The organism is Streptacidiphilus sp. ASG 303 (assembly GCF_020991365.1).
GTDB lineage: Bacteria > Actinomycetota > Actinomycetes > Streptomycetales > Streptomycetaceae > Peterkaempfera.
In genome coordinates, this window is the sequence record NZ_JAJLRA010000187.1 from 1 (window position 1) to 281 (window position 281).

At 74.4% G+C, this 281-nt stretch carries 1 pseudogene; it reads right to left on the bottom strand.

The features are described 5' to 3' along the window. Window positions 1-281: pseudogene (locus LO771_RS30440) on the bottom strand (trypsin-like peptidase domain-containing protein); the annotation flags it as partial.

Sequence of the window (281 nt, forward strand, 5' to 3'; positions counted from 1 at the left end):
AGATGTCCGGGCCGTTGGCCTGGATGCGGCCGCGCAGCCGTGCGGGCTGGACGGTGAAGGAGCCGTTCTCGGGGAAGCCCGCGACGACGGCGCTGTCGTTGGTGCCCGCCTGCCCGGCGAAGCCCAGCGCGGGGGCGTCGAGCCGGGGCACGTCCAGGACGGCGATGTCGCGCTGCTAGTCGTACTGCACCACGGTGGCGTCGTAGAGGCGCCCCGCGCCGCCGAGCTGGACCGTGGGTTCGCGGACGCCGCCGACGACGTGGGCGTTGGTCATCACCCGG